This is a genomic window from Rhodococcus wratislaviensis (assembly GCF_041228765.1).
GTDB classification, from domain to species: domain Bacteria; phylum Actinomycetota; class Actinomycetes; order Mycobacteriales; family Mycobacteriaceae; genus Rhodococcus_F; species Rhodococcus_F wratislaviensis.
This window is the reverse complement of the sequence record NZ_CP150488.1, coordinates 3806345-3829299: the sequence shown is the minus strand read 5'-3', so window position 1 is coordinate 3829299 and position 22955 is coordinate 3806345. Positions and strand designations below refer to the sequence as shown.

Genomic DNA, 22955 nt, shown 5'->3' with positions numbered 1-22955 from the left:
TTGACGAACTCGCCCGCAACTCTTTCGCATCCGGGTCACCACCCGTCACCGCACCGTCGGCAGGTCGGGACTCGATACGTCGTAGGTCTGCCCGGGCTGGGTGAGCAGCGGCAGGGTGACCGCAGCCTTGCGCTCGGACTTCTCCGTACCGCCCCACACCACGATCCGGCCGTCGAGCAGCGTCACCGAGATATCCGAAATCGACTTCGCCGCAACCTGTCCCACCTGACCGCGCAGCTGCGGCGGCATCGACTCCAGCACCTCGATCGCCGCCTCCGTCGACGGGTCGCCCCACCCCGGCGACTCCGTCACCAGACGCGGCACCCCGGGCGGCGGCGGTGCGATCTCGTAGTCCACGGCCTCCGCGTCGAGGAGATGGGTACCGCCGGGGCTGTCGACGAACACGACCGGCACCCGCTCGGTTACCGTCACCCGGATGGTGGACGGGTACACCCGCTGGACGCGCGCGGACGCCACCTTCGGGATCGCGGCGACCCGCTGAGCGGCACCCTCCGTGTCGACACGCAGCAACGGCTGCCCCTGCGGCACCGCCAGCACCTGGCGAATCTGCTCCCCGGAAATCGACGTCGCCCCCGCGACGTCCGTCTCCCGCACCGACAGCAGCGGCGTGAACCAGGCGACGAGACCGAGGGCCACGACCACGACGACGCCGACGACGCCCATCACCGACGGCCGCCGGTACCACGGCCGCCGCGGCGTCTCCACCGCGGCGGACTTCCGTGCCGCCGAAGCCGATTCGCGGGTGCGCCGGGTTCCGGGGTCGGTGACCGTCGAGGTGCGCCGGCGCGAGGACGTCCGATCGCTCGCCGCCGCGCGGGCACCGGCCGCACCCCCGGGCCGCGGACTGCGCTGGACGTCGCGGCGGACAGGGCGGTCCGGCCGCTCGGACCGGCCCCGACGCTCCCGCGTCATCGCGACGGGTGGTGGTGCGGAGCCGCACGCAGAGCGTCGAGGATCTGGTTGCCGAGCATCGTCACGTCACCGGCACCCATGGTGATCACCACGTCCCCGGGGGACGCGAGCGCCGCGACCTGCCGCGGCGCCTGCGACAGGTCCGGCTGGTAGTGCACCGGCTTCGACACCGACAGCGCGACCAGGGCGCCGCTGACGCCGGGGAGCGGTTCTTCCCGCGCGCCGTACACGTCGAGGACCACGACCTCGTCGGCGAGGTCGAGCGCGTGCCCGAACTCTTCCGCGAATGTTGCTGTCCGGGAATACAGGTGGGGCTGGAACACCACGATGACCTTGCCGCTGCGCACCGAATCCTCCGATTCGCGGCGGTCGGCCTCGTGGGGCTGGCGCACCAGATCGGCGGCGGCGCCGAGCACGGCACGCACCTCCGTCGGATGATGCGCGTAGTCGTCGAACACGCGGACCCCGTGCTCGCGGCCGGTGAACTGGAACCGGCGGTGCACTCCCCCGAATCCGGCGATGCCTTCGAGGATCTCGTCCACGTCGGCGCCCGCCTCCCGGGCGGCGAGGAGAGCGGCCAGCGCGTTGAGGGCCATGTGCCTGCCGGGCACACCCATCCGGACCGTCCTCGGCGACTGCTCGCCTGCCAGCTGGAACTGCAGGACTCCGCCGACGTCCCTGGCCTCGAAGCTCAGCAGTCGCGCGCCGACCTCGACGCCGTCGACGGGAGCGAAGGCCCCGTCGGCGTACTCGGCGCTGCCGTATCCCAGCACCCGCACACCGGGCAGTCCCCGCGCCGCCACCCGCTGCGCGAGCGCCGCGGACCCCGGATCGTCGAGACAGGCGACGAGCAGACCACCGGGCGACAGACGTGCCGCGAAATCGTCGAACACCTGGATGTACGCCTCGGTGCTGCCGAAGTAGTCGAGGTGGTCGGCTTCGACGTTGGTGACGACGACGACGTCCGGTTCGTACTGGAGCAGCGAACCGTCACTCTCGTCGGCCTCCGCGACGAACACGTCGCCGCTGCCGTGGTGGGCGTTGGTTCCGGCCTCGTTGAGTTCGCCGCCGACCGCGAACGACGGATCGAAACCGCAGTGCTGCAGCGCCACCACCAGCATCGACGTGGTCGACGTCTTGCCGTGGGTGCCCGACACCAGCAGGGTGCGGTGCCCCTGCATCAGCGAGGCCAGCACCGCGGGTCGCAGGATCACGGGAATCCCGCGCCGGGCCGCTTCCACGAGTTCCGGGTTGTCCTTGGGGATCGCGGCGTGGGTGGTGACCACGACGGTCGGGCCGCCGGGGAGGAGGTCGAGTGCGCCGGCGTCGTGGCCGATGCGGACGTGCGCGCCGCGGGCACGCAGCGCGAGGACGCCGCGGCTCTCCTTGGCGTCCGATCCGGACACCTGCCCTCCCCTGGCCAGCAGGATCCGCGCGATTCCGGACATTCCGGCGCCGCCGATCCCGACCATGTGGACACGTTCCAACTCCGCGGGCAGGTCGGTCATCGGGTTCCCCTTGTCAGCGCGGCCACGTCGAGCACGATGCGCGCAACCTCGGTGGCTGCGCTACGGTGACCCGCGCCGGCCGCACGTCGCCCCATCTCCTCGAGCTGTGCGGGGTCGCGCAGCAGCGGGATCACGGTCTCCGCGACGAATCCGGCGGACAGGTCTCCGTCGGCGACAATCATTCCACCTCCGGCGGCGACCACCGGTCGCGCGTTCAGTTCCTGCTCCCCGTTGCCGTGCGGCAGCGGCACGTACACCGCGGGAAGTCCCACCGCCGACACCTCCGCCACCGTCATCGCACCCGACCGGCAGATCACCGCGTCCGCGGCCGAGTAGGCGAGATCCATCCGCGACAGGTAGGGAACGGCCACGTACGGCGGGCCGCCCGGTGTCACGGGAACGTCGAGGCTGTTCTTCGGTCCGTGCGCGTGCAGAACGGCCACACCGGCCGCGGCGAGCGACTCCGCCGCGCCCGACACGGCCTCGTTGAGCGACCGCGCGCCCTGCGAACCGCCGAAGACGAGCAGCACGGGACCGTCGGCGGGAAGGCCGAAGTGTGCGCGTGCCTCCGCCCGCAGGGCGGCCCGGTCGAGACCGGTGATCGATGCCCGGACCGGGATCCCGAGGATCTCCGCGTCCGCGCGGCCGCGCGCGGAGACTCCGGAACCGGCGACCGCGGCCAGGACCCGGGCGGCGCGTCGGGCACCGATCTTGTTCGCGATCCCGGCGCTGGCGTTCGCCTCGTGCACCACGATCGGAATGCGGCGCCTGCGGCGGAGCAGTCCGCGGCCGGCCGCCAGATATGCGGGCAGCGCGACGTACCCGCCGAATCCGACGACGACGTCGGCGCCGGTCGCGTCGAGCACTTCGCGGGTGCGGCGCACCGACGCGCGCACCCGGCCGGGAAGCCGCAGCAGGTCGAGGGTGGGTTTACGGGGCAGCGGCACCGGCGGAATGAGCTCGAGCGGGTAGCCCCGCTCGGGAACCAGGGTGGTTTCGAGGCCGCGCGCCGTGCCCAGAGCGGTCACCACCGCGGTGTCGTCGATCGCCTTGATCGCATCGGCCACTGCCAGAGCCGGTTCGATGTGCCCGGCGGTACCACCACCGGCCACGATCACCGACAGGGTGGACTTGTCGCCGTTCACCTACGAAATCCTCGCTCTCCTGCTCGGCCACCCGAGCTTCGCTGTTGACGTGCACCCCGTTCGGGGGTGCGGCCCTTGCCGCGTTCGGGGCGGCCCTTCTCGTATGTGACGCTGCGGGTCCGCGGGGCCATCTCGCGGCCGGCCCGCCTGCGGGCTTCGGCTCGGCGCACCGCCTCGGCGCGCGCCGCGTCGGCCCGCACCGGCGAATACGCCTCCGGCTTGCGGAGCCGCAGGAGACGACCGAACGGGCCGTCCTGCCCGGAGTGCAGCGCCGCGACCGCCTCCGGTTCGTGCCGCGCCGCGTTGGCGACGAGGCCGAACATGAACAGTGTGGTGGCCGTCGACGTTCCACCGGCCGACACCAGCGGCAACTGCAGACCGGTGACGGGCAGCAACCCGATCACGTATCCGACGTTGATGAACGCCTGTCCGGTGATCCACACCGTCGCCGTTCCGGTGAGCAGGCGCAGGAACGGGTCGGCGGATCGGGCCGCGATGCGCAGGCCCGTGTACACGAACAGACCGAACAGGCCGAGGACGGCGGCGCCGCCGAGATATCCGAGCTCCTCGCCGATGATGGCGAAGATGAAGTCGTTGTGGGCGTTCGGCAGGTAGCTCCACTTCGCGCGGCTCTGCCCCAGCCCGCGTCCGAGGATCCCGCCGTCCGCGAGCGAATACATCGCCTGCCGCGACTGGTACCCGATGCCCTGCGGGTCGGAACCGGGATTGAGGAACTCGCGCACGCGAGCGGAACGGTAGCCGGCGGTGAGCGCGAGGATCACGATCCCGCCGAAACCGGTGCCGACGATGGCGATGAACAGCTTCAGCGGCAGGCCCGCGAACCACAGCAGCGCCATCAGGATGATCGCCAGCGACACCGTCGTACCGAGGTCGGGCTGCAGGATGATCAGGACGAACGCGACGAGCGCGGCCGGCACCAGCGGAACGAGCATGTCCCGGATACTGGAGATGTCGCTGCGCCGCGACGCCAGGATGTGCGCACCCCACACGGCCAGCGCGATCTTGGTGAGCTCGGCGGGCTGCAACGAGAATCCGGCGACGACGAACCAGCCGCGGGTGCCCTGGGACACCGTGCCGATGCCGGGTATGAGGACCAGGACCAGCAGGATGATCGTGACCGCGAAGGCCGGGAACGACAGGGCGCGCATCACCCGGACCGGGATCTGCAGCGCCGCGTAGAACAGGCCGAGTCCGAGAGCCGCGAACAGCGCCTGCCGGGTGAAGAGGGTGTACGCCGAACCGTCGGAGGCGTAGGCCTCGACGCTCGAGGACGACAGCACCATCACCAGGCCGAGGACCGTCAGCAGAAATGCGATCGTGACCACGAGGTGGAACGACGCCAGAGGCCGCGACAGCCAGGCCCCGATCCGGGTGCGTGGGCCGCGCGGAGGTGCCGTGCGCGTGCGGGGACTCGACGGTGCACGCTTCGCCACCCCGGGGCCGGCCGCCGCGCGGGCCGGGGACCTCTGTCCCTCGGGGACGCGGCGGGTGCGGGCTCCGGCGGAGGTCATCGCAGCGTCCTGGAGATGTCCGACTCGTCGAGCCCGCCGACGGCGTCCGCGAAGCTGCGCCCCCGGTGACCGTAACTGTCGAACATGTCGAGCGAGGCCGCCGCGGGCGCCAGGACGACGGAATCCCCTGCCGTTGCCAGCGCAGCCGCTTCGCGCACGACGACACCCATCACGGCGTCGCTGTCGGTGTCCGCCGGCAGCACCACCCGGTGCGTCGCGGTCTGCGGGACTGCACTCACACCTGCATCGTCTCCCGTTTCGACAGTGACCACGGGAACCTCGGGGGCGTGTCGCGCAAGGGACTCTGCGATCTGCATCGCATCGCGGCCCAGCAGGACGGCGCCGGCGAGACGACCGGCCACCTCCCGAACGAGGTCGTCCACCCGCGCACCCTTCAGCAGACCACCGGCGATCCACACCACCCGCTCGTGGGCGAGGATCGACGGGCGAGCAGCATGCGGGTTGGTGGCCTTGGAGTCGTCGACGAACGTCACTCCCCCGACCTCGGCGACGTGTGCCGCACGGTGCGGGCCCACGACGTGGGCGGCCAGGCCTGCGGCGACGGCGTCCGGCGGAACTCCGATCGCCCGGGCCAGAGCTGCCGCGGCCAGGGCATCCATCAGTCCGGCAGGCCCGGGCGGGGTGATCCCCGCGGCCGGGGCCAGCCGCTCACGATCCGCGAACGCGCGGTCGACGAGATACCCGTCCTCGACACCCAGTTCGCCCGGCGCAGGCACACCCAGCCGGAAACCCAGGGTCCGGACGGCGAGGGACGAGGAGAAGAGAGAGGACGCGACCTCGTCGTCGAGGCCCAGTACCGCGACCTCACCGGTCAGGGCGCGGGCCTTCGCATCGATGTACGGCTGCATCCCGCCGTGCCAGTCCAGATGATCTTCGGCGATGTTGAGGATCGCGCCTGCGGTCGGCCGGACCGACGGCGCCCAGTGCAGCTGGAACGACGAGAGTTCGACCGCCAGCACCTCCGCCCGGGGTTCGGTCCGCCGCAGGGCGTCGAGTACCGGCAACCCGATGTTGCCGCAGGCCAGACTCGGCAACTCGGCCGCCTCGAGGACGGACTGCAGCATCGAGGTCGTCGTGGTCTTGCCGTTGGTGCCGGTGACCACCAGCCACCGCCGGGGCGGGCCGTAGAGCCCGGCCCGGTCCACGTGCCAGGAGAACTCGATGTCGCCCCAGATCGGCACCCCGTCCCCGGCGGCGAGCGAGAGCAGCGGCGCGTCCGGGCGGAACCCCGGGCTCGTCACGACCAGCGCGAACTCGGCGACCCGGTCCCGCTCGGCGAGCAGATCGTCGATCGGGACGGTCGCGGCGCCGAGTCGCGCGCACTCGGCGAGAGCGTCGACGTTCGCGTCGGTGACGGTGACGAGCGCACCGAGGTCACGAAGAGGTTCGATGGTGGCCCGGCCGGAGACACCCGCACCGGCGACGAGGACGCTGCGACCCCGCAACCAGTCGAGCCCGCCGTGTTCCTCTGCCACGTCGTCAGCCCCCGATCGCTGCCAGGTACTCGCTGTAGAACAGCGCGAGCCCGATCGCGGAGGCGATGGCGGCCAGCAACCAGAACCGGATGATCACCGTGGTTTCCGCCCACCCGGCGAGTTCGAAGTGGTGGTGGAACGGAGCCATCCGGAACACCCGTCTTCGGCTCGACCGGAACACCGCGACCTGAATCACCACCGATGCCGCCTCGGCGACGAACAGCGCGCCGATCACGACCATCAGCAGTTCGGTGCGCGTCGTGATCGACAGTCCGGCGAGCATGCCGCCGAGTGCCAGCGAACCGGTGTCGCCCATGAAGATCTTGGCGGGCGCCGCGTTCCACCACAGGAACCCGATGCACGCACCGGCACCGGCCGCGCATATCAGGGCGAGGTCGAGCGGATCGCGGACGTCGTAGCAGCCCTTGCCGGGGCTCGTCTCGCACGCGTTGCGGTACTGCCAGAACGTGATGATCACGTACGCGCCCAGCACCAGGCTCATGGAACCGGCAGCGAGACCGTCGAGTCCGTCGGTGAGATTGACCGCGTTCGACCACGCGCTCACCAGCAGATAGCAGAACGCGACGAACACGACGGAGCCCATCGTGACCGTGGCGATGTCACGCACGTACGACAGGTGCTCACTGCCGGGGGTGAGGTCGTTCGCGCCCCGGAACTGCAGCGCGAGAATGCCGAATGCCACTGCCGCGATCAGCTGTCCGACAAGCTTCGCGGTCTTGTTCAGACCGAGGTTGCGCTGCTTGCGGATCTTGATGAAGTCGTCGAGGAACCCGACCCCGCCGAGCGCCGTCGTGAGACCGAGAACCAGCAGTCCCGAAGCCGACGGCCCGTCCGCGTTGTAGCCGATGCCGATCAGATGCGAACCCCAGTAGCCGGCCCACAGTCCGGCGAGGATGGCGACGCCACCCATCGTCGGGGTGCCGCGCTTCGACTGGTGGCTCGCCGGACCTTCGACACGGATCTCCTGGCCGAACCCCTGACGGGAGAAGGCCTTGATGAGAACGGGGGTCAGCAGAATCGAGACGGCGAGCGCGATGCCCGCCGCGAAGAGGATCTGTCTCACCGCGTAGCCTCCGAACCCTTCTGTCCCGTGCTTCCCGCCAACACCGTGTCCGCAACCTCCCACAATCCGATGGACTGCGACGCCTTGACCAGCACCAGGTCACCCGGCGCCAGTTCCGCTTCGAGCAATGCGACCGCACCGGCGATGTCGGGGACGAGGATCGACTCCTCACCCCACGAACCTTCCATGACCGCACCCTGGTGCATGGCGCGGGCGGGCCTGCCGGTTCCGACGATGATCAGCCTGCTCACGTCCAGCCGGACCGCGAATCTGCCGATGGCGTCGTGTTCGACCACTGATTCTGGACCCAGCTCGGCCATTTCTCCGAGCACCGCCCAACTCCGGCGCGCCGCCCCCCGGCCCGTCCTGGCCATCGACACCAGCGCCTTCAGAGCCGCCCGCATCGAGTCGGGGTTCGCGTTGTACGAATCGTTGACGACGGTCACACCGTCCGGCCGGTCGCGGACGTCCATCCGGCGCGCCGAGACCGCGGCGGCACCGGAGAGAGCCTGCGCGATCTGCTCGAGGTCCGCCCCGCATTCGAGCGCCACCGCCGCCGCGGCGAGCGCGTTGCCGACCTGGTGTTCGCCGTGTACGGCGAGCTCGACGGCGACACTGCCCGCCGGCGCCGTGAGAGTGAAACGCGCCCTTGCCTTCTCGTCGAGCACGATGTCGGTGGCCCGCACGTGCGCGGACTCCGACCGGCCGACGAGGACCACCCGGGCCGACGTGCGCGGGGCCATGGCCGCCACCAGCGGATCGTCTGCGTTGAGGATCGCGACGCCACCCTCGTCCGCCGGGGGCAGCGACTCCGCGAGCTCACCCTTGGCGACGGCGATCGCCTCACGCGAACCGAATTCGCCGAGGTGCGCCGTTCCCACGTTGAGGACGACCCCGATCTTCGGGGGCGCAATGTTCGCGAGGGAGGCGATGTGGCCGCGGTCGCGGGCCGACATCTCCAGAACCAGGAATCCCGTCTCCGCGTCCGCGCGGAGCGCGGTCCACGGGTGGCCCAGTTCGTTGTTGAACGATCCGGGCGGCGCGACGACGGGGCCGAGGGGGCGCAGGACGGCGGCGAGCAGATCCTTCGTCGACGTCTTCCCCGCCGATCCGGTGACGCCGACGACGGTGAGCCCCTTCGCGGTGAGGTCGTCGACGGAGGCGCGCGCGAGCTTCGCGAGGGCCGCGAGCACGGCGGCGCCCGATCCGTCGGTGTCGTGCTCGAGTGCCATCGCCTTGCTCGGGATGTCGCTCGGTGTCGGGGTGACGACGACGGCGGGGACGCCGACCGGGCGCGCCGCCAGGACCGCGACCGCGCCGGCCTCGACTGCCGAGGCCGCGTGATCGTGGCCGTCGACGCGGGCGCCGGGCAGTGCCAGGAACAGTCCCCCGGCGGTGACCTTCCGCGAGTCGAACTCGACCGTTCCCGTCACCTCGGCCGACGGGTCGGTGACGTCGTGCAGTTCGCCACCCACGATCTCGGCGATGCGAGCGAGTGTCATCGGAATCATCGCGCTCCTCCGACCTGTCGCTCGATCGCGTCGCCCAGTACGTCGCGGTCGTCAAATGGGTACTTCACCCCGTGTATCTCCTGACCGATCTCGTGTCCCTTGCCTGCGACCAGAACCACGTCGCCTGCCTGCGCCCAGCCGACGGCGTCGGCGATCGCCTTCGCTCGGTCCGCTACTTCCCACACCTGTCCCCGCTCGGATTCGGGCACCCCGAGAGCGCCCTCGCGGACCGCGGCCCTGATCTTCGCCGGATCCTCGGTGCGGGGGTTGTCGTCCGTGATGATCAGCAGGTCGGCTCCGCGGGCTGCCGCGGCGCCCATCAGTGGCCGCTTTCCTGCGTCGCGATCGCCGCCCGCACCCACGACGACGGCGACGCGACCGCGTACCTGCTCGCGCAGCGTCGCGATCACGGCCTCGACCGCTGCGGGCTTGTGCGCGTAGTCGACGACGGCGAGGAAATCCTGCCCCCGGTCGATCCGCTGCACCCGGCCCGGCACGTCGACCCCGGCGATGCCCCGGGCGGCGTCGCGCGGATCGACACCCAGCGCCGCGCACAGCGCGACGGCGAGGGACGCGTTGGCGACGTTGTACTGCCCCGGCAGACGGAGCTCCACGTCGAGCGTCGTGCCCTCGGCCGTGGTGAGCGCGAAGGTCTGCGAACCCGAAGGTGACACCGTCGCCGGCCCTGCCGTCCACACCGCGCCCTCGCTCTCCGGCGTGGTGGCGACGGTCGTCACCATCGAGTGCGCGCCGCGGGCGACGTCGGCCATCCGCTGCCCCCACACGTCGTCGACGCAGATGACGGCGTGCTGGGCGTGGACGGACGAATCGGCCGCGAAGAGCCGTGCCTTGGCGGCGAAATAGTCCTCGAAGTCGCGGTGGAAGTCCAGGTGGTCCTGGGAGAGGTTCGTGAACGCGCCCACATCGAAGCGGACCCCGTCGACACGGCCGAGCGACAGCGCGTGGCTGGACACCTCCATGACGACGGTGTCGATCCCCTGCTCGAGCATCACGGCGAACAGGGCGTGGAGCTGCGGCGCCTCGGGGGTCGTCAGCGCGCTCGGCACCCGGCGGCCACTCATCCGGGTCTCGATGGTGCCCACGAGACCCGTCGTCCGCCCCGCGGCGGTGAGGGCGGCTTCGACGAGATACGAGGTCGTGGTCTTCCCCGACGTCCCGGTGATGCCGATGACCTGCATCTTCTCCGAGGGTCGACCATAGATGGTGGCCGACAGCTCGCCGAGGACGCCGCGGGGGTCGTCGTGGACGAGCACCGGCATGTCGGAGCCCAGTGCGGATACCAGCGCGAATCCGGCCTCGTCGGTGAGGATCGCGGTGGCGCCGCGTGCGAGAGCGTCGGCGGCGAATGCCGCGCCGTGCGCGCGGGCCCCGGGGAGGGCCGCGAACAGATCGCCCTCGATGATCCCCTGGGCGCGGAGATCCACCCCGGTGACGATCACGTGCTCGGCGGTTCCGGTGGGTGCCTCGACCCTCGCTCCGGCGAGCGCTGCCAGAGCGCTCACCGTGGTACGGACCGGCTGGGCGGGGCGAAGGCTGTCTGTGACCTTCACCTCCACTGACGCCGACTGCGGGCGGGACGGAACAGGCACCGGGCTCCTCTCGGATGTCGACTCTCACTGACAACGGCATAGTGCACGGATCGATACAGCGTGCTACCTCGGCAGTTCCGTACGTCCACGGAAAAGTCCGTGTCCACTGAACGGCCGACGTGTCAGATTACCGCGACAGCTCTCGGAACCCGATTCGGCCGACCTTCGCTCAATCGGCCTGCAGCACCAGCCTGCGTCCGGGGTCCGGGGACATCGGCACGCTGTCGCGTTGCAGCATCCAGGACGCGATGTTGTGGAACAGCGGTGCCGCGGACTGGCCGCCTGTGCCGTCCGCGCTGCGTGTCGGCGCATTGAGCATGATTCCGACGACGTACCGCGGATTGTCGGCCGGGGCGATCCCGGCGAACGTGATCCAGTAGTTCGAGTTCGAGTAGCACTTGCAGGCGGGATCGACCTGCTGGGCGGTACCCGTCTTGCCGCTGATCTGATACCCGTCGACGGCGGCCTGCACCCCGGTGCCTCGCTGGTTGCCCGTGTCGTTCTGGGTGACGGACCGGAACATGTCGCGAACCGTGGACGCGGTCTGGGGGCTGACGACCGTCACCTCCTCGGGCGCCTCGGTCTCCGTCCGGTTCCCGGACGCGTCGACCGTCGCCTTGACGATGCGCGGCGGGATGCGGACACCGTCGTTGGCGATCGCCTGGTACATGCCGGTCATCTGCAGCAGCGTCATCGACAGGCCCTGACCGATCGGCAGGTTCGCGAACGTGCCCCCCGACCACTGGTCGCGGCTGGGGACGCTGCCGGCGCTCTCACCGGGTAGCCCGACGTCGGTGCGCTGGCCGAGGCCGAACCTGGACAGCATGTCCGCGTAGCGGTCCTCCCCCACGCGCTGGGCGAGCATCAGGGTGCCGACATTCGAGGACTTACCGAACACACCCGTGGCGGTGTACGGGGCGACCCCGTGGTCCCACGCGTCTTTCACCGACACACCCGACATCTGAATGTTGCCGGGGACCTCGAGAACTTCGTCCGGTGTGGTCAGCCCGTACTCGATCGCGGCCGCCGCGGTGACGATCTTGTTGACGGAGCCCGGTTCGAACGGCGTGCTCACCGACAGGTTGCCCATCTCCACGGTCCGCGGATTGTTGCCCACCCCGATCGCCGGATTGAACGTGCTGTCGTTCGACATCGCGAGCACCTCGCCGGTGTGGGAGTCGAGTACGACCGCCGACGCGTCCTTCGCACCGGACTTGTCCTTGGCCATCTGCACCTGCTGCTGGACGTAGTACTGCAGGTCGGAGTCGATGGTGAGTTCGACGCTCGACCCGTCCACCGCCGGTTGCTTGTCACGCCAGCTGCCGGGAATCACCGCGCCGTCGGAGCCCCGGTCGTAGGTCTGGGAGCCGTCGGTGCCTGCGAGAGTGGAGTCGAGCGAGTCTTCGAGGCCGAGCAGTCCGTGACCGTCCCAGCCGGTGGCGCCGACGAGGTTGGCGGCGAGGGATCCGCCGGGGTACTCGCGGATGTCCTGGCGTTCGAGTCCGACCTCCGGGAACTTGTCGCTGATCTGTGCGGCGATGTTGGGGTCGACGCTGCGCGCGAGATAGACGAACGTGTCGTCGCCGTGCAGTTTCTCCTTCAGATCCTTCTCCGGTGCGGCGTCGCCGAGCCGGTCGTGGATCTCCTTCGCGATCGCGTCGAGACGGGAGTCTACGTCGGGGGCGGTGTCGCTCTTGGCCTTCGCCTCCTCGAGTTCCTTCCGGACCCGTGCGGGCTGGAACGTCAGGGCCTTCGCCTCCATCGTGAATGCGATGGGGTTGGCGTTGCGGTCGGTGATCGATCCGCGCAGCGCCGGATCCACCTCGGTGGTGGTGCGCTGGTTCGCCGCTTCCGCGGACAGTTGTGGTGCGTCGATGACCTGGATCCACAGAAGCTGCGCGGCCGCGAGGCCGAGCGCCAAGAACATCACCAGGCGTCCGTACCGTTGTCTGAACGGAAAGGACGCCGTACCGGCGCCCTTGGGGCGCCGGGGACGACTTCTCGGTGCGCTTCGACTCACCGGCGACCGCCGGACGGTGGAGCAGTCGTCGGAGCGGTGGCCGAGGGGATCACGGGAACCAATTGTTCACCCTGCGCTTGGATCTCCGTGCCATTGCCGGGCTGTGGCGTGGCGCGCGGCGACTGCGTCGTCGTCCCGCGGTTCGGGGCGGTCGCGACGGCGTTGCCGCGCTGGGTGGGCGGGGCGGCGACGTCCAGCGGCGGCACGGGGGCACCCGACGCCGGGGCCGGCTTTCCGACGACCTCGACGCTGCCGTCGGGGTGGACGACGAGTCGAGCGGGATCGTTGGCGGGCACCATGCCGAGCTTGGCGGCTTCCTCCGCCAGTTTCGGGGCCGAGTTGGCGGTCTCGACGTCACGCTGGAGCGCCGCCTTCTCCTCCGCCAGCGACTGGTTGTGGGCGCGGGCGGCGCTCAGCTGGTACGAGTCCTCGGCGGACCGGGTCGTCAGCAGCAGTGTCATGGCCAGGCCCATGGCGAGCAGAACGAGGATCGTCGCCACGAACGGGATGCGGGCGGTGAGCGTGCCGGTGCGGTTCTTGCCGGAGACGGCGATCGCGGACCCACTGTGCACGGCCGCGCGCTGGGTGCGCTTCTTGTACGCCCGCTCAGCCGCGCCCGTCCGGTTGGCCGCCCGCGCGGGCCGCATCTCGGTGGAACTCACCTGAACCGTCATGCCGCCGACCTCCTGGCAATTCTTTCTGCAGCGCGCAACCGCACCGGGGCTGATCGTGGGTTCTCTTCGACTTCCTGTTCGGACGCCCGCTCCGCCCCTCGTGTGAGGATCCGGAACTCCGGTCCCATCCCCGGTAGTTCGACAGGAAGCCCCTCGGGGCTCTTCGACTTCGACCTGGGAGTGATTTCCTGCTTGACGACCCGGTCTTCCAGGGATTGGTACGACATGAACACGACGCGTCCCCCGACGGTCAACGCGTCGAGTGCAGCCGGGACCGCGGCGCGCAGTGAATCGAGCTCGCCGTTGACCTCCACTCGAAGGGCCTGGAACGTCCGCTTGGCGGGATGTCCCCCGGTACGGCGGGTCGCCGCAGGAATGGTGCGGTACAGCAGTTCGACCAGCGCTGCGCTGGTGGTGAACGGCTCCTTCGCGCGCTGCCGGACGATCTCCGACGCGATCTTGCCCGCGAAGCGCTCCTCGCCGTACGTGCTGAGGATGCGGGCGAGATCGCCGTGGCTGTACGTGTTGAGGACCTCGGCCGCGGTGATGCCGGTGGTCGGGTCCATCCGCATGTCGAGGGGCGCGTCGATCGAGTACGCGAACCCCCGATCCGATTCGTCGAGCTGCATCGAGGAGACACCGAGGTCGAAGAGGATCCCGTGCACCGATTCCTGCGCGGGGAGGCCCGCCTCGGTGAGCGCGTCCTCGATGCCGTCGTAACGGGTGTGCACGAACGTGATGCGATCGGCAAACGGCGCGAGCCGGCCACCGGCGATCTCGAGCGCATGCGGATCACGGTCGAGGGCGATGAGTCGCAGCTGGGGGTACGTCCGCAGGAAGTGCTCGGAATGTCCGCCGAGACCGAGGGTCGCGTCGATCATGACGGCTCCCCCGCCCTGCGGGTCGTTCACGGTGAGGGCAGGGCCCAGCAGTTCGTCTGCGCGGTGAAGCAAGACCGGAATGTGACCGAAACCATCGGCGGGCGAGGAATCTTCCCCCTCGTGATCCACCATGATCCCTCCGGCTCCTGCTCTGTGGTGCGGGTGAAGTGCCCGATGCCGGGGTTCACTGCTCGAACTTCTCTTGTCGGCCAGTTGCCGTGGCGAATGCTTCGAGGTCCCTGCCCGAAATGAAAACCTGGCGCTGGGGAAGTGCGTCAGGGTTCCGTCGGACAGAGGCCTCGCGGCATTCGCGGGGGCGCGGTCACGCTCAGACGATCTCGCCGAGCGCGACTCCTGTTGCCTGCGAGTAGTTCTCCTCGTTCGCCTCGACGTAGGTCTGCCAGGCTTGCGCATCCCAGATCTCGAGGAAATCGACCGAACCGATCACTACGCAGTCCTTGGAGAGACCCGCGTAACGACGGTGATCTGCCGAGAGGGTGATGCGCCCCTGGGCATCTGCGTGCTGCTCGTCGGTACCTGCCGCCAGTCCGCGAACGAAGGCTCGCGCCTCCGGATCGCTTCTCGACGCGGCCGCGGCCTTGCGTGCGAGAGCGGTGAACTCTTCCCGGGGATAGACCGCGAGGCTGTGATCCTGACCCTTGGTGACCATCAACCCTCCCGCCAGCGCATCCCGGAACTTTGCGGGCAACGTGAGCCGCCCTTTGTCGTCGAGCTTCGGCGTGTAGGTACCGAGAAACACTCGACACCTCCCACCGCGTTCATATCGAACGCCGTATGCCCGGGCGGTTCACCTTCGCTCCCCGCTGCGCACCACAGTACCCCACTTTCCCCCACCCACAAGGTGGATAACGGCGTGTTGTCCTGCAATTTGCCCAATACTTGCTGGTCAACGCTTATTGAAGGAGGTGGGGGAAAATTCCCGACGTGATCACCGACACGGGACCGTCCGATCAGGTTCTGCCGCACACCGTCGCAAGATGCACCAAAAGCCCAGGTGAGAGCGCAACGCGAGGGGGCGACGCCCCCTCCTCGCGGTTCATCGCGGAGCGGAGGGGGGAAAGTGGGGAAACGGGGTGGGTGCGGGTGGGGATTCGTGGGCGGAAGCGTTCACTGGCCCCACCGGATCGACCCTGGCCTACCGCACCCGGGCGTCCCCGCACCGGGCCCGGACACAGCAGTGGCGGCGTGACATCACATGCCACGCCGCCACTGGTGCTGCCGAGCGGGTCGTACTACTCCTGCTCGAATCTCTTCTTGAAGCGGTCTTCCATTCGCGACGAGAATCCGCCACTCTTGCGCCCGCTTCGGGGCTTACCGCGTTCGGCACGGCCGGTGTCACCTTGCGTGGTCGAGCCACCACGAGAGGACTGTCCGGACTTGCTCTTTCCTCCACCCCACAGGAGGAGGACTCCGGCACCGAACATGACGATGAAGCCGATCAGGCTGATGACGGGGAAACCGCCCGGCTTGATCGGAAGGGCGACGCCGGCGATGAGCAGGACCAGCCCCAGAACGAACAGGGCCACCGCCTGCAATCGACGACGACTCGATGCCGCACGCATGCGACCGCCTCGCACAGTGGAGGCGAACTTGGGATCCTCGGCGTAGAGAGCGCTCTCGATCTGGTCGAGCATGCGCTGCTCGTGCTCGGAGAGTGGCACGGTACCTCCCCCGGCACTGGAGTGTTGGCCACCGCCTCACGGTGCGAGACGGTGGGTAACCGACTTTGGCGGCTACCTAGATTTAATAATACGAGCAGTTCGATCCCCGTACCACCTACTCCACGTACGAGTTCCCTGCCAACCTTACGGACTCCCGCACCGAACCCCGTTCGGGGCACCGCAATGTCGCGGTCGCCTCACCGTTTTCCCGCCGTTTCCGGTCCGTCGCCGGCTACGACGCGCGCAGATCGAGACCTGCGCCACGTCCGATGTGATCTTCGACGGCCTGGAGAAAGCGCCCGACCTCGACGAAGAACTCGTCGGCCTCGAGATCGGTGAGGGTTCGCGACATTCCCGCCTCGATCGCGGCGCGGGTGGCCGAGTGACCGGCGAAGTAGTCGGCCCAGCTCCCGAATTCCGGCGCCGCGTCGGCCATGAGAACCCAGGCGTTACGCGTTCGTGTCCGTCTGCTCCCCGCCGCAGTCCCCTCGACGGCGGCCAGCACTGCGCCTGCGCCGCGGAGTGCGGCCAGATACGCACTGTGGAATCGATCCGCCGGCCCACCGGCCCCCACCGATTGCGCGAGGAGCGCGTCGGCGCGATCGAGCAGCACCGAACCCCGCCTGGACGCCGGGTTGCGTACGTCACCCGGTCGGCGCGAGTTCCCAGAGGTCGGTCCCGTGACCGGATTCGTCATCACTTCGAACACCTCCAAAACCCCGGTGCAACCACCCCGCCGGGCGTAGTCAGGTCGTGAGTTCGGGGGCCGGCGATGCTCGCTTCCCTCGAGCATCGCCGGATCCCCGCTATCGAACATGCGTTCGACCTATTCAATATAGCTGGACCCACCGACACGTCGTCAAGAGAAAGGTGAGACCGGTCGACACGAACGCTGACCAGACTCCGCTCGTGGTCGAACTCTCGGCCGCCGAGTTCCGCGACCGCCTGCACGAGGCGCTGTCGATCTACGTCGCCGCCATGGGCTATCCCCACGGCACCGAATACCACCGGGCGCCGATGTGGAACGAGCACCTGCAGCGATCGGGGTGGCGTGGCGTCGGCGCGCTCGTCCCGGCCGGTGACGGATCCGCCGACAACGCGGCCGCCCGCCTCGTCGCCGTCGCCTACGGCTACCGCGGGGCTCCCGAACAGTGGTGGCATCAGCAGGTCCGTTCCGGCCTGCGCCACACGGGATGGACCCGGGACCAGATCGACGTGATCCTCGGCAACTATTTCGAACTCACCGAACTCCACGTCCACCCGGACGCCCAGGGACACCGGCTCGGCGAGACCCTGCTGCTCCGCCTCCTAGAACGCAGGCCGGAACGCGGGGTGCTGCTCTCCACCCCGGAAGTGGCGGACGAGGACAACCGCGCGTGGCGGCTGTACCGGCGCCTCGGCTTCAGAGATGTCCTGCGCCACTTCCGGTTCGCCGGGGACAACCGGCCATTCGCCGTGCTGGGACGCGGGCTTCCCCTGTGATCGACGCCGTGGTGGTGGGGTCGGGGCACAACGCCCTCGTGTCGGCGTGTTACCTCGCGCGGTCCGGGTGGTCGGTCGAGGTGATCGAACGCGACACCGTGCTCGGCGGCGCGGTGTCCACGGTGGAACGCTTCCCCGGGTACAAGGTCGATCGCGGGTCGTCCGCGCACATCATGGTCCGCCACACGGGGATCGTCGAGGAACTCGACCTCGGCGCGCACGGCCTGCGGTACGTCGACTGCGATCCGTGGGCGTTCGCCCCCGCCCCCACGGGTACGGATCGGCCGGGGATCGTGTTCCGCCGCAGCCTCGAACAGACGTGCCGGTCCATCGAGGAGTCCTGCGGCGCCGCCGATGCCGACGCGTACCGCCGGTTCGTGTCGGTGTGGGGTCCGCGCAGCGCACGCGTCATGCGCGCGTTCTCGAAACCGCCGACCGGTCCCGCGCTGCTCTCGTCGTTCTGGGGGCTCGACACGGGCGGCGGCGGCAGCGACCTGTCCCGGCAGTTCCTCGGTTCGGGCGACGCACTGCTCGACGAGTACTTCGACGACGAGCGCCTGAAGGCCGCCCTCGCGTGGTTCGGCGCGCAGTCCGGCCCGCCGATGTCGGAGCCGGGGACGGCGCCGATGGTCGGATTCGCGGCCCTGATGCACACCGTTCCGCCCGGCCGCGCCGTCGGCGGCAGCGGAGCCCTGACCGCGGCTCTCGCCTCGCGGCTGCGGGCCGACTCGGGGACCGTCTCGCTCGGCGACTCGGTGGTATCCCTGAGCCGCGACGGCGACTCCTGGACGACGCGGACGTCGTCCGGCCGGGAGATCCGCTCACGGGCGGTGATCGCGGGGTGTCACGTGCTGACCACCCTCGGCCTGCTCGAGCGCGGTGGGTACGATGCGCAGACCCTCGACCGGTGGCGTCGCCGCATCCGCGTCGGCCCGGGTATCGGGATGGTGGTGCGGCTGGCCACCGACGCCCTCCCCGACTATCCGAGTGCGCCCGACGCCTCGGTCACCCATGGCCTCCAGCTGCTGGTCTCGGATCGCGCGCACCTGCGGCTCGCGCACGGCGCGGCGCTCGCCGGGGAACTCCCGCCGCGGCCCGCGGTGCTGGGAATGAGCTTCAGCGGCCTCGACCCCACCATCGCACCGGAGGGGAGGCACCAGGTGACCCTGTGGTCGCAGTGGCAGCCGTACCGGCTGACCGGCGGCCGGCACTGGAGCGACCTCGCCGGGCCGGAGGCCGATCGGATCGTCGCGGAGATCGACGCGCTGGCACCCGGTTTCGGTGAGTCCGTCCTCGACCGGCACGTGCAGTCACCGCAGGACCTCGAAGACGAGATGGGGTTGCTCGGCGGCAACGTCATGCACGTCGAGATGTCGCTCGACCAGATGATGATGTGGCGTCCCCTTCCCGAGCTCTCGGGGCACCGGGTTCCGGGCGCCGACCGCCTGTACCTCACCGGCGCCTCGACCCACCCGGGCGGTGGGGTGTCCGGCGCGAGCGGCCGGAGCGCCGCGCGCATCGCGCTCCACGACGACCGCCGGGGCCTGGGACGCCTGCGGCGACGGCGATGACCTCCCGCCTGCCCCTGTTTCTCGCGGGCGCGGCGATCGCGGCGCAGATCGTCTACCCGCTGGTGCACGGCGGGACCCGCGACGTCGTCACCGTGCTCGTGGTCGCGCTGCTCGCCGCGGCGTCCGTCACCCACGCGGCCGTGACCCGGGGTGCCCGCTGGACGGTGGGACTGGTGCTCGTCACCGCGGGGCTCGGTCTGTGCTCCGAGGTCGCCGGCACGGCCACCGGCTTCCCCTACGGCTGCTACGACTACAGCGTCGACCGGCTCGGGCCCGCTCTCGCGGGGGTTCCTCTGGTGGTGCCGTTCGCCTGGACGGCCGGGTTCTATCCGGTGTGGTGCGTGGCGTCCGTGCTCGCGCGCGGCCCGCGTCGACGGCTGACGCGGATCGCGCTGACGACGATCGGTGTCGTCGGCTGGGACCTGTACCTCGACCCGCAGATGGTCGCGGACGGGCAGTGGCGCTGGTGTGTCGCCGACGCCGGCCTGCCCGGTATCGAGCACATTCCGCTGACGAACTACGCCGGGTGGTTCGTCGTCGCGGCCGTGATGGCCGTCGCCGTGGACCGGATCGACCGTCGATTCGACGCCGGGGCGCGGCACCGTGACGGTGTCCCGATCGGGTTGTTCCTGTGGACGTGGCTCGGTTCGGCGCTGGCCCACTCGGTGTTCCTCGGCGCACCCGAGTTGCGGTATTCCGCGATCTACGGGTGGTTGGCGATGGGAATCCTGGGAGTTCCGCTGCTCGTGTCGTTGCTTCGGCCGCGCGCCCGGCGACCCGGGACCCACGACACGCACCCTCACGCCTGACACCGATCCACTCCCCTGGCACGATACGACTGTGCAGCCGCCCTCAGTTCCGACCTCGACCCGCTCGCGGAGGGCTTTGTCCCTCGCGGCCCTCGGCCTCCTCCTCGTGCCCCTCCTCGCGGGATGCCTGCGGGTTCAGGTGTCGATGGGTGTGTCCGCCGACGACCGGGTGTCCGGCCAGATCGTGGCCGCCGCCGTGCCGGCGAACGATCAGGACAAGGGCCCGCAACTCACTCCGCCCGACTCGCTGTCGGGCAAGGTGCGCGTCCAGGAGTACAAGAAGGACGGGTACGTCGGCAGCCAGGCGTTCTTCAGCGACCTCACGTTCGGCGACGTGCAACAGCTCGGCACCATGTCGGAGCAGGCGAACGGAAGTTTCCAGATCTCGCTCCAGCGGACCGGCGATCTCGTGACCCTCGACGGGAAGGCCGATCTCAGCTCGGTGCCCGCCCAGGGCACGGACGTGCAGTTCACGATCGCCTTCCCGGCGCGGGTCGCCACCACCAACGGCACCCGCGAGGGCGACTCCATCGTGTCGTGGAAACTTCCCGCCGGCGACACCTCGACGATCCGCGCCGAGGTGCGCTACTCGGACCCGAGCACCCGCAGCTTCGCAGGCTGGGCGGGCATCATGGCCGGCGTGACGCTGGGTGTCGCCGTGATCGTCGGTGCGCTGGCCTGGATGGCCCGCAACAAGGATCCGGTGATCGGCAGCGGTCGCAGACGGGACCGCTCGGAGGTGTGACCTCTCCGCCGATCGAGCGGGTCGTCCGGATCGGCTCCCTGATCTCGGTTCTCGGTCTCGCCACCACCGTCGCCAACCTGTGCCGCGCCCCGCGGCTCCCCACGGCGGCCCGCCCGATCACCGAACCGGTCACGGTGTGCATTCCGGCCAGGGACGAGCGTGACCGGTTGCCGAACCTGATCGACGACCTGCGAGAACAGCGGGGCGTCGACGATCTGCGGGTGTTCGTTTACGACGACGCCTCCGCGGACGGGACGGCCGACGTCGCCGAAGCCGCGTGTGGCGCGGACCCTCGCTTCTCCGTGGTGCGGGGAACCGCGGAACCGCCGCCGGGCTGGGTGGGCAAACCCGCGGCCTGCCATCGGGTGAGTGAGCACGCCTTCGCACAGGGCCGCGGTGACGGCGGGATACTCGTGTTCCTCGACGCCGATGTGCGGTTGCGTCCGGGCGCACTGAACGCCGCCTGCGCCGCGCTGCGCGAGTCCGAAGCGGCGCTGGTCTGCCCGTGGCCGTTCCAGCAGACGGGGTCGCTGACGGAGGTCCTGGTGCAGCCGCTGCTCGCGTGGTCGTGGGCGGCGACACTGCCCGTCGGCGTGGCCAACCGGTCGCGGCGCCCGTCGACGGCCGTGGCGTGCGGGCAGTTCATGGTCTTCGACTCCGCCGCGTACCTCGGCGTCGGGGGTCACCGGGCCGTCGCGGACAGCCTGACCGAGGACCTCGACATCGCGCGCCTGCTCCGTACGCGCGGTCACGCGACCACACTGGTCGTGGCCGGCCGGTCGGCGTCGTGCCGGATGTACGAGGACGCCGATGCGCTGCGCCGCGGTTACGACCGCTGGCTGTGGACGGCATTCGGCTCCCGCCTCGGTACCGTGGCGGTTCTCGGTGCGGCAAGCGTGGCGTTCGCCGTGCCGCCGGCCGCGTTCGCCGCCGGACGGGGACGCGTGCGCCGGTGGGGTGCGGTGGGGTATCTCGCGGCCACGACGTCCCGTCTGTGCGCTCGGGCACTCGAACGTGGTGACCGACTCACCGTCGCCGACGTGGCCGGTGCGCTCGCGCATCCGCTGTCCGTCGCCGCGGTGACGGCACTGACGGTGTCGTCACACCGCAATCGCCGCCGCGGGCGCACCCGGTGGAAGGGGCGGACGCTCAGCTGACCCGCGCCGAGGTGACCGGGGCGGGATCCGCCACACCCGAACCGACCTTGTCGCCGAGCCGGGCCAGGACCTCGCTGGTGGCGCGCGCGAAGTTGAGCGTGATGAAGTGCAGGCCGGGTGCACCCTCCGCGATGAGACGTTCACTCATCTCGGTGGCGACGTCGATGCCGATCTCGCGCACGGCGGCGCGGTTCTCCTCGGGACCGTCCCCGGCGGCCGTGGCCAGACGCTTCTCGAGGTGCGCCGGGAGACACGACCCCGACAGTTCGAGCACGCGGCGGACCGACCGCAGCGACGTGATCGGCATGATCTCCGGAATGATCGGCTTGGCGCCCTGTTCGGGGTCGTACGCCGACACGCGGTCGCGCAGCCGCAGGTAGTCGTCGACGTCGAAGAACATCTGGGTGATCGAGTACTCGGCGCCGGCACGCAGCTTCGACACCAGGTACCGGGTGTCGTGCGCGAGATCGGGCGCGCGGTAGTGGCCCTCCGGGAACGACGCGACGCCGACATGGAAGTCGCCGAGGTCGCGGACGAGCCGGACGAGTTCCTCGGCGTACTCGACGCCGTCCGGATGCTTCTCCCATTCGCCCAGCGGGTCGCCGGGCGGGTCGCCGCGCAGGACCAGGATGTTGCTGATTCCGCGGTCGGCGTAGGCGCCGACCATCGACCGCAGTTCGTCGACGCTGTGCGACACGGCCGTGAGGTGCGCGACCGGCAGGAGGGTGGTCTCCTCGGCGAGCTGACCGGTGACGCGGACCGTGCGGTCGCGCGTCGACCCGCCCGCACCGTAGGTCATGGACACGAAGGCCGGACCCAGCCGCTCGAACTCCCGGACGGCACGCCACAGCCGAGCCTCGGCGGCCTCGTCACGCGGCGGCGAGAACTCGACGGAAAAGGGGACCCGGCCGTCGCTGGACGACCGGATCCGGTCGACGATGGACGGAGTGCGGGTCACCCAACCTTCGCTGGCCCGCCCCCTGACGGAATCGAATGTCACCCGTCCAGCATAGGTAGTGCCCGGGGCAATGCACCCACTGCGTCTGCACGGGTGGCGGGATCCGGGTATCCGGCCACCCGGGAGAGCGCCCACTATGGTGGTGTCGATGCCTGTC

20 protein-coding genes are annotated in these 22955 nt (G+C 70.1%); 5 read left to right on the top strand and 15 right to left on the bottom strand.

Annotation, left to right across the window (positions count from 1 at the left end):
* Window positions 1–45: 45 nt before the first annotated feature.
* The 14 genes from WKC72_RS17615 to WKC72_RS17550 all read right to left on the bottom strand — a co-directional run bounded on the left by WKC72_RS17615 (window position 46) and on the right by WKC72_RS17550 (window position 16773).
* Window positions 46–933, bottom strand: a complete 888-nt coding sequence (locus WKC72_RS17615; protein WP_255221326.1) for a cell division protein FtsQ/DivIB — start codon at window positions 931–933, stop codon at window positions 46–48.
* Window positions 930–2441 carry a UDP-N-acetylmuramate--L-alanine ligase gene (gene murC, locus WKC72_RS17610; RefSeq protein WP_037226648.1) on the bottom strand — a complete coding sequence of 504 codons (1512 nt, stop codon included), beginning with the start codon at window positions 2439–2441 and terminating at the stop codon, window positions 930–932. The genes WKC72_RS17615 and murC overlap by 4 nt, the downstream gene beginning before the upstream one ends.
* Window positions 2438–3586 carry an undecaprenyldiphospho-muramoylpentapeptide beta-N-acetylglucosaminyltransferase gene (gene murG, locus WKC72_RS17605; protein WP_370183665.1) on the bottom strand — a complete coding sequence of 383 codons (1149 nt, stop codon included), beginning with the start codon at window positions 3584–3586 and terminating at the stop codon, window positions 2438–2440. Before murG ends, murC begins: the two co-directional genes overlap by 4 nt.
* Window positions 3583–5118 (bottom strand): putative lipid II flippase FtsW, encoded by a 1536-nt coding sequence (gene ftsW / locus WKC72_RS17600; RefSeq protein ID WP_112299727.1) that lies wholly within the window; start codon window positions 5116–5118, stop codon window positions 3583–3585. Before ftsW ends, murG begins: the two co-directional genes overlap by 4 nt.
* Window positions 5115–6614: a UDP-N-acetylmuramoyl-L-alanine--D-glutamate ligase gene (murD, locus tag WKC72_RS17595; RefSeq protein ID WP_037226645.1), complete on the bottom strand. Its 1500-nt coding sequence runs from the start codon at window positions 6612–6614 to the stop codon at window positions 5115–5117. Before murD ends, ftsW begins: the two co-directional genes overlap by 4 nt.
* 4 nt (window positions 6615–6618) lie before the next feature.
* Window positions 6619–7698 (bottom strand): phospho-N-acetylmuramoyl-pentapeptide-transferase, encoded by a 1080-nt coding sequence (mraY, locus tag WKC72_RS17590; protein WP_005247625.1) that lies wholly within the window; start codon window positions 7696–7698, stop codon window positions 6619–6621.
* On the bottom strand, window positions 7695–9209 hold the full coding sequence (gene murF, locus WKC72_RS17585; RefSeq protein WP_370183661.1) for a UDP-N-acetylmuramoyl-tripeptide--D-alanyl-D-alanine ligase: 1515 nt from the start codon (window positions 9207–9209) through the stop codon (window positions 7695–7697). Before murF ends, mraY begins: the two co-directional genes overlap by 4 nt.
* Complete coding sequence (locus WKC72_RS17580; RefSeq protein WP_037226643.1) at window positions 9206–10819, bottom strand: UDP-N-acetylmuramoyl-L-alanyl-D-glutamate--2,6-diaminopimelate ligase; 1614 nt, start codon at window positions 10817–10819, stop codon at window positions 9206–9208. Before WKC72_RS17580 ends, murF begins: the two co-directional genes overlap by 4 nt.
* 169 nt (window positions 10820–10988) lie before the next feature.
* Complete coding sequence (locus WKC72_RS17575; protein ID WP_037226642.1) at window positions 10989–12839, bottom strand: penicillin-binding protein 2; 1851 nt, start codon at window positions 12837–12839, stop codon at window positions 10989–10991.
* Complete coding sequence (locus WKC72_RS17570) at window positions 12836–13513, bottom strand: hypothetical protein (RefSeq protein ID WP_037226640.1); 678 nt, start codon at window positions 13511–13513, stop codon at window positions 12836–12838. The genes WKC72_RS17575 and WKC72_RS17570 overlap by 4 nt, the downstream gene beginning before the upstream one ends.
* Window positions 13510–14526, bottom strand: a complete 1017-nt coding sequence (gene rsmH / locus WKC72_RS17565) for a 16S rRNA (cytosine(1402)-N(4))-methyltransferase RsmH (RefSeq protein ID WP_037226638.1) — start codon at window positions 14524–14526, stop codon at window positions 13510–13512. The genes WKC72_RS17570 and rsmH overlap by 4 nt, the downstream gene beginning before the upstream one ends.
* A 196-nt stretch (window positions 14527–14722) precedes the next feature.
* On the bottom strand, window positions 14723–15154 hold the full coding sequence (mraZ, locus tag WKC72_RS17560) for a division/cell wall cluster transcriptional repressor MraZ (protein WP_005247637.1): 432 nt from the start codon (window positions 15152–15154) through the stop codon (window positions 14723–14725).
* Between the two features lie 493 nt (window positions 15155–15647).
* A complete protein-coding gene (locus WKC72_RS17555) occupies window positions 15648–16076 on the bottom strand; it encodes a DUF3040 domain-containing protein (RefSeq protein WP_037226637.1) in 429 nt (142 codons plus the stop codon).
* 232 nt (window positions 16077–16308) lie between these two features.
* Window positions 16309–16773 carry an SAV_6107 family HEPN domain-containing protein gene (locus WKC72_RS17550; RefSeq protein WP_255221325.1) on the bottom strand — a complete coding sequence of 155 codons (465 nt, stop codon included), beginning with the start codon at window positions 16771–16773 and terminating at the stop codon, window positions 16309–16311.
* A 173-nt stretch (window positions 16774–16946) separates the two neighbouring features.
* Between WKC72_RS17550 and WKC72_RS17545 the strand changes: the two genes are divergently transcribed.
* From WKC72_RS17545 to WKC72_RS17525, 5 genes are read left to right on the top strand one after another with little or no spacing between them, the layout of a single operon-like run.
* Window positions 16947–17558, top strand: coding sequence for a GNAT family N-acetyltransferase (locus WKC72_RS17545; protein ID WP_037226634.1), 612 nt, complete (start codon window positions 16947–16949; stop codon window positions 17556–17558).
* Window positions 17555–19129: a phytoene desaturase family protein gene (locus WKC72_RS17540; protein WP_370183652.1), complete on the top strand. Its 1575-nt coding sequence runs from the start codon at window positions 17555–17557 to the stop codon at window positions 19127–19129. The genes WKC72_RS17545 and WKC72_RS17540 overlap by 4 nt, the downstream gene beginning before the upstream one ends.
* Window positions 19126–19938 carry a carotenoid biosynthesis protein gene (locus tag WKC72_RS17535; protein WP_037226632.1) on the top strand — a complete coding sequence of 271 codons (813 nt, stop codon included), beginning with the start codon at window positions 19126–19128 and terminating at the stop codon, window positions 19936–19938. Before WKC72_RS17540 ends, WKC72_RS17535 begins: the two co-directional genes overlap by 4 nt.
* A 31-nt stretch (window positions 19939–19969) precedes the next feature.
* Entirely contained in the window at window positions 19970–20683 is a 714-nt protein-coding gene (locus WKC72_RS17530) for a DUF3153 domain-containing protein (RefSeq protein ID WP_370183649.1), read from the top strand.
* Window positions 20680–21840: a glycosyltransferase family 2 protein gene (locus WKC72_RS17525; protein ID WP_370183646.1), complete on the top strand. Its 1161-nt coding sequence runs from the start codon at window positions 20680–20682 to the stop codon at window positions 21838–21840. Before WKC72_RS17530 ends, WKC72_RS17525 begins: the two co-directional genes overlap by 4 nt.
* Here WKC72_RS17525 and metF read toward each other — a convergent pair.
* Entirely contained in the window at window positions 21833–22798 is a 966-nt protein-coding gene (metF, locus tag WKC72_RS17520) for a methylenetetrahydrofolate reductase [NAD(P)H] (protein ID WP_370184385.1), read from the bottom strand. The two genes, WKC72_RS17525 and metF, sit on opposite strands and share 8 nt — an antisense overlap.
* Window positions 22799–22955: the final 157 nt, after the last annotated feature.

What these genes read in the sequence shown, in the direction of transcription:
- rsmH (WP_037226638.1), bottom strand. Translation starts at nt 14,526, where the DNA reads ATGGTGGATCACGAGGGGGAAGATTCCTCGCCCGCCGATGGTTTCGGT.
- WKC72_RS17570 (WP_037226640.1), bottom strand. Translation starts at nt 13,513, where the DNA reads ATGACGGTTCAGGTGAGTTCCACCGAGATGCGGCCCGCGCGGGCGGCC.
- WKC72_RS17615 (WP_255221326.1), bottom strand. Translation starts at nt 933, where the DNA reads ATGACGCGGGAGCGTCGGGGCCGGTCCGAGCGGCCGGACCGCCCTGTC.
- WKC72_RS17535 (WP_037226632.1), top strand. Translation starts at nt 19,126, where the DNA reads ATGACCTCCCGCCTGCCCCTGTTTCTCGCGGGCGCGGCGATCGCGGCG.
- WKC72_RS17550 (WP_255221325.1), bottom strand. Translation starts at nt 16,773, where the DNA reads ATGACGAATCCGGTCACGGGACCGACCTCTGGGAACTCGCGCCGACCG.
- murF (WP_370183661.1), bottom strand. Translation starts at nt 9,209, where the DNA reads ATGATTCCGATGACACTCGCTCGCATCGCCGAGATCGTGGGTGGCGAA.
- ftsW (WP_112299727.1), bottom strand. Translation starts at nt 5,118, where the DNA reads ATGACCTCCGCCGGAGCCCGCACCCGCCGCGTCCCCGAGGGACAGAGG.
- murC (WP_037226648.1), bottom strand. Translation starts at nt 2,441, where the DNA reads ATGACCGACCTGCCCGCGGAGTTGGAACGTGTCCACATGGTCGGGATC.